The 10480-nt window shown below is 34.6% G+C and carries 8 protein-coding genes and 1 tRNA gene; all 9 read left to right on the top strand.

The genetic code is table 11. The features are described from left to right. Positions 1-275 precede the first annotated feature (275 nt). Positions 276-351 (top strand) — tRNA-Val (locus N2201_06495). A 54-nt stretch (positions 352-405) separates the two neighbouring features. Beyond that, positions 406-1134: a C4-type zinc ribbon domain-containing protein gene (locus N2201_06490; GenBank protein ID MCX7785853.1), complete on the top strand. Its 729-nt coding sequence runs from the start codon at positions 406-408 to the stop codon at positions 1132-1134. 113 nt (positions 1135-1247) lie between these two features. Beyond that, on the top strand, positions 1248-1703 hold the full coding sequence (locus N2201_06485) for a ribonuclease HI family protein (GenBank protein MCX7785852.1): 456 nt from the start codon (positions 1248-1250) through the stop codon (positions 1701-1703). Between the two features lie 136 nt (positions 1704-1839). Then, positions 1840-3282 carry a flippase gene (locus N2201_06480; GenBank protein MCX7785851.1) on the top strand — a complete coding sequence of 481 codons (1443 nt, stop codon included), beginning with the start codon at positions 1840-1842 and terminating at the stop codon, positions 3280-3282. 18 nt (positions 3283-3300) lie between these two features. Then, a complete protein-coding gene (locus tag N2201_06475) occupies positions 3301-4839 on the top strand; it encodes a hypothetical protein (protein ID MCX7785850.1) in 1539 nt (512 codons plus the stop codon). 353 nt (positions 4840-5192) lie between these two features. Beyond that, positions 5193-6215, top strand: a complete 1023-nt coding sequence (locus tag N2201_06470; protein MCX7785849.1) for a glycosyltransferase family 4 protein — start codon at positions 5193-5195, stop codon at positions 6213-6215. A 622-nt stretch (positions 6216-6837) separates the two neighbouring features. Next, entirely contained in the window at positions 6838-7980 is a 1143-nt protein-coding gene (gene fbp, locus N2201_06465; protein MCX7785848.1) for a fructose-1,6-bisphosphate aldolase/phosphatase, read from the top strand. Between the two features lie 72 nt (positions 7981-8052). Then, positions 8053-9069, top strand: coding sequence for an RNA 3'-terminal phosphate cyclase (rtcA, locus tag N2201_06460; protein MCX7785847.1), 1017 nt, complete (start codon positions 8053-8055; stop codon positions 9067-9069). A gap of 536 nt (positions 9070-9605) precedes the next feature. Next, a partial coding sequence (locus N2201_06455) for a histone deacetylase (protein MCX7785846.1) occupies positions 9606-10480 on the top strand: 875 nt, incomplete at its 3' end.

Below are 10480 nucleotides of genomic sequence, written 5' to 3'. Positions count from 1 at the left end.
ATATTATACACTACCTATGAGGATACTCATTTATTTTTAACCTATCAAGTCTTAATTTACACCAAATATTTACATCTCCATAGAGGCTACATTTTATTTTAACCTACCTTGTCAAATTTACACAAATATTATCCACGCCTATCATAGGGGATAAACTTTATTTTGAGCAAATCAATCTAAACCACACAAAATCCGATACCTTAACTTTCAAAATCAAGTCTTGACATTTAGGTTAAAATTAAATATATTAACTTGTGATGAGAATTCCATTTAAGGGGCGATTAGCTCAGTTCTGGTTAGAGCGCTTGCTTGACATGCAAGAGGTCACCCGTTCAAGTCGGGTATCGCCCATTAATAGGGTGTGTCGAAAAAAGACATACCCTATTTTTTTTGCTATTTCTTAAAATGGTCGAAATTTTAGTCAACTTGCTAAAACTTCAAAGAATTGACACAGAACTAACCCGTTTAGAAACCAAAAAACAAGATGTCCCTCGAAGAATCGAGGGCATTCAATTAGTAGTTAAAAACAAACAGGACGAACTGAATGTCGCCAAAAATACAATCGTCGAATTGAAAAAGAAGAACAAATTATTAGAAGTTGATTTAAAAACAACTGAGGAAAAAATCAATCAATTTTCCGCCCAACTGTATTCAGCCAAAACCAATGAACAATATAAAGCATTCTTAAAAGAAATTGAAGGGCAGAAAAAAGAGAAGGCTAAAATTGAAGATGAAATCATTGCTGTTTTAGAATACATTGAATCTACCGAAGAAAAAATTAAAATTTTGGAAAAAGAGTTAAAAGAACTTGAGAAAGAAACCCAAGATAAAATTTCTTTTCTTAAACAAGAAGAAGCCAATTTGGTTAAGGCCGTCAATGAGCGTATCAATGAAAGAGAGCAGTTGATTAATGCAATTGGTAAAGATATTATCCAAATCTACGAACGCATTCGTAAAAACAAAGGAGGCGTAGCAGTGGTTACGATTGAATCCGAGCGATGTCAAGGTTGTTTTAATCCCATCCCGATACAAAAGATTTTAGAAGTTAAAAAAAATGACCGTCTCCATTTCTGTGAATATTGCGGTCGTATTATTGTTGTTCCTGAAAGTTTAGACAAAAATCCACGATCTTAACCGAAATCAATATTCGGTCGCATCGAGTCGATGCATCAAGGCTGAAAGTCTTTTCCGCACATCTTGAAATTAATCAACGATAAATTTTGATAAGCGACATCTAACCAATTATTTTGAACCGCAACTACTCAAAAATAATTATTCATATCGATGGCGCATCAAAAGGAAATCCAGGACCTGCAGGAATTGGTATTGTTTTGGAAAATGAAGCTAAACAGCCACTAAAGGAAATTAGTAAATTTATTGGTAACAGGACTAACAATCAAGCAGAATATGAGGCGCTGATTACTGCTTTAACCACACTTGGGCAGATGTTAAAATCAGGTTTGGTGAATTATGACACAGAAATTATTATTAAAACCGACTCAGAATTATTATTTAAGCAAATTAACGGTTTATATAAAATCCGCAATCGCGGTTTACAAAATTTTTATTTCGAAGCAATGTGGCTAAAAAATCAATGGAAAAATCTTAAAATTATCCAAGTTTCAAGAGAAGAAAACAGGCAGAGTGACAGATTAGCCAAAAATGCAATTAGAGCCTACTTGAAAGGTAAGAAGGAATATTGATAAAATGAAATTACCTTATAACGCTATTGGCTTGCTTCTATCCGCATTTTGTAAAATAGCGCAAAGCGGACCGAGGACTCTTGTAGTATTATCATATTATCTTTAGGCATCGCTGTACGAAGATGGGCTTGGGCAAATGAAGACTATTAAAAATTTCCTTCTGCTTTTTATTGGTGACGGCATAAGTTATATTTTGCTATTTTTCGCCACGATTTATTTGGCGCGAGTCTTACAAGTCGCAGGATTTGGTCAATTAAGTTTTGCCTTTGCCTTTTTCTCCTTTGGTTCGTTTTTAACTAACCTTGGATTAATTTCAGTTGGAATTAGGGATATTGCTCAATACCCAGTCGCTCCTACCTGTTCAGAAACGAATTGTGCTGTCTATTCACCAACTGCTTATATTCGTAATGTCATAATTTTAAGACAATTTCTCTCACTCCTAACATTCATTGTTTTATTGATAATTAGTTTGGTAATAAATAAACCGAGCAATGTTAAGTTATTAATTATCTTATATGGATTATCGCTTTTTCCTTTCGCCTTTATTCTCGAATGGTTGTTTTTAGGTTGGCAAAAGATGTTCTATGTGAGTTTACAGAAAATTATTAATAGCGGAACCTACCTTATCTTACTTCTATTATTAGTTAAAAGACCAATACAAATAAAAAATGTGCCCATCGCATTTTTAATCGGCAATCTGTTAGGCGGACTATTTCTTTATTTAGTTTACCGAAGACAATCTTCTGACAATGAAAAATTAAAAACTAACATTATTTCCAAAATAAAAGAGATGGAAAAAATTTTCAAGAGCGCTTTACCGCTGGGACTGGGTTCAATTTTAATTCAATTCTCACAAAATTTTGGCATTGTTTTTCTGGGATTAATCAAGAATGATGCCGAAGTCGGAGTCTTTAGTGCGGCTAATAAATTAGTTTTTACGCTTTTGATTATTGACCGGGTCTTCTGTAATGCAACCTTTCCGAGCATTGCTCGCTATTTTGTTTTAGACAAGCAACGATTGTCCTTAATCCTTAGTCATTTACAAAAACTGGTACTCATAGTTGCAATTCCTATTAGCATTGGTGGCGTCATATTGTCTTCGCAGTTAATAGCACTGATTTATGGCGAACATTATCAAAGAGCATCATTAATCTTTCAGGTGCTCATCTGGTTTCTGTTTTTCACAATGGTAAATACAATATTTACCTCTACGCTAATTGCTGATAAACGAAACAAAGCATATTTGTCTGCAATCGCCAGTGGTGTTTTCACTAATGTCATCTGCAATATTATTTTCGTCCGACCATTTGGTGCTTTGGGCACTGCGATTGCTTTAACTTTCTCGGAATTAATTACATTTATTGTGCTTCGACTGATTGTCCAACAATTTATGCCAATTACTTTTGAACTAAAATATCTCTTGAAACCACTAATCGCCGCTACTATAATGGTGGTGTTTATAAAACTACTATTATCGAAACTGCCAATTATGCTATTAATTATCTTAGCAATTTTGGTGTATGGGCTCATAATAATACTCATCAAAGGAATCCAAAAACAGGATTTTTTAATAACTTAAAAAGATTATAAGCATCAGATGCTGAACGGAATGTTAGGTTTATTACAAGACCAATTGGGTTATCAACAAATTTTACAACAAGAAGGCATTATTTATAAATTACTAGCGAAAATGCCAAGTGAATATCCTGCGCCGATAATTGTTAACCGACCCCTTGATTCACAAGAAATTCTTAATGCCCGCAACTTCTTGCATTCCGGCGGCTGTATAATTACTGATTTTCCCAACCTAAAAGGAATTATTCCTGCTATCCGATATCAGATTTCAAAAATACCATTTATCTATGGTGAAACTGATTTATTTCACAACATTCAAATTATTGACCTAAAATTAAAAGGCTATAGATTGACTAAAGGCCAAAATGTTTTTGAAGGCGAGTATGGTAAAGGATATATTATCGCTTTACCTTTTGATGTTAATCAAGCAATTTTAGACACCAGAAATGAATTAAAGCCGTTCTACTTTCCACATCGTAAATTTCCTTACGAGCGGGTCGCGGTAGTCAATAAAGGAGAAGTTAGAAAATTAGTCGTAAATTGTCTAAAAAAACTATACCGAAAGATGAATTTACCATATGTGCATCTATGGTATTATCCTAACACTTTTCAATCGGCATTCAGTTTTCGGATTGATACTGATTTTGCTCCTGATATCAGCCTAAGAACAACTGTTAATCTCTCCCAAATAAGCGGAATTGAATTTACTTATTTTATCAACACCAGCCGAATGCCTGACATCCACATTGTGCATAATAAAGATGTTCAGATTCATTGTTTTCACCATAAAGTTTTCCAAGATTACAAAAGAAATTTTGATAATATCAAGACCGCAAAAACAATCTTAGAAAAAAATGGTTTTCATCCTATCGGTTTTGTTAGTCCTTTTGGAATGTGGAATAGAAGTCTCCAATATGCTATGGAAACGTGTGACTTAAAGTATTCTTCTGAATTTTCATTATCTTATGATGATTTTCCCTTCTTTCCGGTTCTGGATAATAAGAATTCTTCGCTTCTCCAAATACCAGTTCACCCCATCTGTATTGGCAGGTTACTACAAGCGGGTCTTTCTGACATACAGTGTAGAAAATACTATGAAGATTATATAACAACCCAACACTTAACCAATGAGATGATATTTATCTACGACCATCCCCACCGCATTCATCAGTTTTTAGCACTTTTTAGTGCCGTATTAGATAAAGTTAAAGCATTGTCGAACCTATGGATTACAACAATGACTGAATTTTATTATTGGTGGATAAAACGGCTTGAGGTTTATAAATCGTCTCAATGGCAGATTCAGAACAATCTACTAAAAATCGAAACTGAAAAATCATTTGATAATATCTTTCTTCATATTATAACTCCTAATACCAAAGAGGCTTTTGTTCCTATGAAAAAAGGCAATTATCATCTGAGCGACTTATCCTACCAACCATTAAAGCAAATGTCTAAACAAAAAGATATCGCAAAAATCTTATATACCAAATCGACTAAAGCCAAAATCCAAACTCTTTTTTATGAGACAATTAAGCAGATTTCTAAAATCGGAAAATAAATTCTGTCAACATTTAATATCTGAGTGTGCTGAAAAAGTGTCACGGAACTAATTTATGGCACGCGTCCGTATCAGAGAAAACACAACAAAATAAGAGCAATGTTCAGGATATTAAACCGCAAAACTTAACTTTTTCAGAGACCCCATTCTGAGAGCAATGAAAATAATTCTTTAACTTGCCGAAGATTGAAAATATTCAATGTATCCTGTGGCAAAATTGATTTATTCAGAAATCTCATATCTCTTGAATAAACTAAAAGAATTGCTAATATAAGATAATAAATTAAGGTAATGATAAAAGTTGTTTAAGCAGACTTTATGTCTTAGTATCTTTGCGGTAAGAGTTATTAGATATGAAAATAATCTTTGCCAGTTTTCAAGCAATATCAATTCTTGAGGGCGGAGTTAAAACTCAAATATTGGCACTAAAGAACGAATTAGAAAAACTTGGAGTTGAAGTGGAACTTTTTGATTCTTGGCAGAACTATTCGATTCGCCAAATAGATTTTTGGCATTTGTTTTGTGCGCATATTGGCACATATCATCTTGTGCGAACACTCTCTAATCTTGGCGCAAAAATGGTTCTCACGCCAGTATTTTTTCGTCATCGGAGTCCGTATTTTATTAAAAATATCCTAACTCTATCCAAAATAGTATCTAAATTTAGTGGCTTTTGGTCAGAATATCAGCTAATAAACGAAATCTGTCAATTGGCAAATATCATTGTTCCTAATACAAAAAAAGAGCGCGATTTAATTCAACAAAGTTTTGGCATCAGCCCTAAAAAATTTCAAATATTACCTAATGGTGTTGATGAGCGTTTTTACAATGCCGACCCGAACTTGTTTATTAAGCAGTATGGGATAAATAACTTTATCTTATATGTTGGCCATATTGGTTGGGGTAGAAAAAATCTTCTGTCCTTGCTTAAAGTCTGTCAGCAAATAGACCATCCTTTGGTATTAATTGGTAAAGTCTTAGAAAACGACTATGCCCAAAAGTGTTTAGCCATTATCAAATCAAGGCCTCATACCATTCTTATTCCTGGATTAAATCACAATGACCCACTATTAGCCTCAGCCTATTCTGCTTGTGATACCTTTGTCTTACCTTCATATTATGAAACTCCCGGGCTTTCTGCATTAGAAGCAGGACTGGCTGGTGCCAAAGTCGTTATTACCAAAATCGGCGGAACCGAAGAATACTTTAAAGACTATGCTCAATACATAAACCCATTTTCTTTAGATTCTTTAAGACAAGGATTAGTCAAGGCATTGGAACAAAAAAAACGACCCGAATTAAAAGAACATATCCGCAGTAATTATTTATGGAAAGTTGTTGCGGAAAATTTAGTCGAAATCTACCGAAAAAAGTAAAAGCCCACAAGTTACAAGCACAAAATTTAAAACTAAAAACTGATGGATTTGTAGTTTTTTAGTTTGTCAGCGATATTATGAACGATATTGAATCAGTAATAACAATCGCAAAAGAATTAGAAGCCTAAAATGGAAAATATTATACACTGTCAACATTAACAATAGATAGTATATAATTTTGTGTAAATTTAGCCTTGATAGGTTAAAAAATAAAGGTGTATCTTCTTATTATGATAGATTAATGATAATTTTAATAATAAGAAAAGGAGAACACCACCTATAGGTAGCGACAAGAATTTTGTGTAATTTCATTTTTCTACCCATATCATATTATTGACAAACCTATTTTTATAAGTAAAATTACAATTTAATACTTTTATGCCCATAATGGCACACAGTAACCTTTAATAGTGATAGTAATTATAACAATATTACTTGGATATCGTGGTCTCTGACCAGCATTGAATCCGAGAATATAATTCAATGAACCGAATAAATTTCAAAATGGTCTAATTGTATATATTATAAATGTTTATAACTGATTATTTCAATATTAGAAAAGGAATTTAGTTCTAATCTAAAGTGACAAAAACTTGAATAAAAATTTTTGTGGAGGAATAAAATGAAAGAATATAGTAAGCAAAACAAAGCAAATCCGAGAGTTTCGGCTCAAGAAAATGTAAAAACTACAATTTCAGTTATCAAAGCCGATATTGGCGGTTATGTTGGCCATTCTTCTTCGCATCCGGATATTTTGAAGAAAGCAGAAACGATGTTGGAAAAAGCAAAGCAGAATAAAACGATAATTGATTATTGTGTCACGAGTTGCGGTGACGATTTGGAATTAATTATGACTCACAATAAAGGCTGCGATTCTAAAGAAATTCACGGATTGGCCTGGCAGGTATTTGAAGCGGGCACTGAATTAGCAAAGAAGATGAAACTTTATGGCGCAGGACAAGATATGTTATCTGATGCATTCTCTGGAAATGTTAAAGGTATGGGCCCGGGTGTGGCGGAAATGGAATTTGTTGAACGAAAATCAGAACCTATTGTAGTATTTATGGGCGATAAATGTGCCCCTGGTGCCTGGAATTTTCCGTTATTTAAAATCTTCGCTGACCCGTTTAATACGATAGGTTTAATTATCGACCCTTCTATGCATGAAGGATTTAAGTTTGAAGTGCACGACATCAAAAAGGATAAGAATTTCATCCTTGCTACACCTGAGGAGATGTATGATTTACTGGTCTTAATTGGCTCAGCGGAAAACTATATTATTAAGGCGGTCTATACTAAAAAAGGTGAAATTGCGGCATCAAGTTCAACTCAAAAATTATATCTGATTGCAGGCAGATATGTTGGTAAAGATGACCCGGTGTTAATTGTGCGTGGCCAGTCAGGTTTACCATCAATCGGCGAGATTTTAGAGCCTTTTGCCTTTCCCCATTTAGTAACCGGTTGGATGCGTGGGTCGCACTATGGTCCATTAATGCCAACTTCTCAGAAACAAGCCAATCCTTCACGCTTCGATGGTCCTCCTCGGGTAATAGCCTATGGATTTCAGGTCTCCAATGGTAAATTAATTGGTCCTCGAGATATGTTCGATGACCCTTCGTTCGACTATGCTCGAAAAGAAGCCAACAAAATTGCCAATTTTATGCGAGCGCACGGTCCTTTTGAACCACATCGATTACCCCTTGCCGAAATGGAATATACTACGCTACCCGAAGTCTTAAAGAAATTAGAGTCCAAGATGAAATAATAGCATCAGATTATAAAGTAAGCAAAAATTAAAATATCATTGCAAAAGGATGGTTTCATTACCAAGTAACTGATGCTTCGGATTGACGGTTCTTATGGCGAGGGCGGTGGACAGATTTTACGCACCGCCCTCAGTCTATCGGCAATTCTTAAGATTCCTTTTGAAATATATAATATTAGAAAAGGACGTAAAAAGCCGGGACTGCTTGCTCAACATCTAACCTCAGTTAATGCGGTATCTAAAATTTGCAATGCTGAAGTCACCGGTAATACCTTTGGCTCAACCCGACTAACATTTGTGCCTAAAGACATCATTCCTGGAGAGTATGAATTTAATGTTGCGGCTGAAAGGGGAAGTGCCGGAGCGGTAACTTTAGTTGCCCAGTCTCTAATTCCAATTTTATTAGCGACCAAGAGCCGGTTAGTAATTAAAGGCGGAACCCATGTACCATTTAGTCCACCATTTGACTATCTTGCCGAGATACTTTTGCCCTTCTTAAGAAGATATGGTTATAATATTGAAGCCAAAATTAGCCAATATGGTTTTTTCCCAGTAGGTCGTGGTTCGATAACAATTGAGTTTAGACCATCTTCTAATATTAAAACTATAACAACCATCTCAGAACGCGGTAAACTTAAGAAATTGACTTTGATTTCCCGGGCAGCCAATTTACCTCTTTCAATTGCAGAACGCCAAAGTGCGCATTTTTTGAAATTGCTAAAAGTCGATTTCCCTCAAATTGAAATCGAGCAGATTACTGAAACAATTAAAGCCGCCTGTCCTGGAACGTATCTATTTCTCAAGGCCGAATACGAAAATATTATTGCAGGTTTTTCTAACCTTGGCGCAAAGGGAAAACCCGCAGAAACCGTTGCTGAAGAAGTATACCAAGAATATAAATCCTATTTATTGTCAGAGCATGGAGTTTTTGATTTTCACCTTGCTGACCAGATATGTATTTTCTTAGCCAAACAGAATGTATCTAATATTACGATTAATACCAACAAAATCACCGAACATCTTAAAACCAACATCTGGACGATTCAACAATTTCTCCCTAATTTTAAGCCCTGGATACCGCCCGTATGACCAAAATCTAATCCCAAATAGTATAAGGTTAGAGACAGAAAATCATTTACTTTGCCTTGAATAACAAAGATTACAAAAACAACAATCTAAAATTCTTGAAACAGTCCTTTCAATTACAGAACATAAAATAAAGATATTTACCGACGCATCTCAAGCACAGAGCAAATAAAACCACAAACCCTATTAAAAATTGAAAAAAATAAATTAAAATTAGAAGTCTCTGGGAATTTTCAGACCTTGCGTATTTTCAAGTTTTTTTCAGAGTCCTGATTTGGCTTGCGATTGGAATTTGTCTCGATAAAGAATATATTATACCAAACCCATACCTCGCTATCAAATGACAAAGATTGACTTAATCTCTAATCTCATTATAATGATTTTACTATAAAAAATCTAATGTGAAAAATCTCCTTGTTTCGTTTTCTTGCGATTGCATAAAGTTCTTCTTTTTAAGACTGTTGCCAATTTGAAATAACTATGAGATTTATTTCTCGGGATAAACATAAGGTTAATATCGGTTCTTTTTTCTTAATCATATGAAATTTATCTATTCAGATAAGTACGAAGTAAATATCGGTTCTCATGTGTTTATTACTCAAAAATATCGTCTAATTAAGGAACGACTTTTAAACGAAGGATTAGCCGTAGAAGAAGATTTTATATATCCTCAAAATCCTGATATTAAGGACATTGCGTTAGTTCACACCGTCCAGTATATTGATGATATGCTCAATTTGCGATGGACTCAACGCACAGTTCGTTCTGAATTACCTCTTACTAGTGAGATAATCAATGCGTATTTTTTACATGCAGAAGGCACAATTCTTGCTTGTAAACAAGCGTTAAAAGACGGTATTGGCATGCATATCGGCGGTGGTTTTCACCATGCTTTTGCCGACCATGCTGAAGGTTTTTGTTATGTTAATGATATAGCGGTCGGAATTAGAAAAATGCAAGCATTAAAAAAGATTGAACGCGCTGCGGTAATTGATTGCGATTTGCACCAAGGTAATGGCACAGCTAACATTTTCAAAAAAGACTCTTCGGTCTTCACTTTTTCTATTCACCAGGAACATCTCTATCCAATTAAAGAACAATCAGATTGGGATATCGGATTAGAGGATGCAACCGGTGACGAAGAATATTTGTCAAATTTAGAAAATGCGGTGAATAAGATTTTGTCTCAACATAAACCAGAACTCGTAGTCTATGTTGCTGGTGCTGACCCATTCTATTTAGACCAGTTGGGTTCTTTACGGCTGACTAAAGCCGGATTAAAAAAAAGAGATGAAATTGTGCTAAAAAATTGTCGCGACAAAAAAATTCCCGTCGCAGTTACTCTGGCCGGCGGTTACGCTTATGATGTAAAAGACACAGTTGATATTCATTTTAATACCTATAAGACCTGCCT

The organism is candidate division WOR-3 bacterium (assembly GCA_026418155.1).
GTDB lineage: Bacteria > Hydrothermota > Tepidihabitantia > Tepidihabitantales > CAIPLT01 > JAOABV01.
This window is presented reverse-complemented; position numbering and strand designations above follow the sequence as displayed.